1 protein-coding gene is annotated in these 232 nt (G+C 67.2%); it reads right to left on the bottom strand.

Features of this window, described 5'->3' with window-relative positions; genetic code table 11:
- The coding region (locus Q7A36_RS41450; protein ID WP_305109570.1) for a transposase at positions 1-232 on the bottom strand (232 nt) is incomplete at both ends.

Genomic DNA, 232 nt, shown 5'->3' with positions numbered 1-232 from the left:
AGCCTGACGATCGCCGCCGCGTTCGGGAAGATGCCGACCACATCCGTGCGGCGCTTGATCTCGCCGTTGAGCCGCTCGAGCGGGTTGGTGCTGGCAATCTGTGCCCAGTGCTCCTTGGGAAAGGTCATGTAGGCCAGCACGTCGTCACGCGCCTCGTCCATCAGCTCAGCCAGTTTCGGCGCCCGCTCGCGCAGTGCGTCGGCGACGCTGTTCCACTGCGCGTGGGCGTCGG

It is taken from the genome of Paracraurococcus lichenis, from assembly GCF_030657435.1.
GTDB lineage: Bacteria > Pseudomonadota > Alphaproteobacteria > Acetobacterales > Acetobacteraceae > Paracraurococcus > Paracraurococcus lichenis.
Note: the sequence above shows the minus strand (reverse complement) of the source record. Positions and strands in the feature narration are given on the sequence as shown.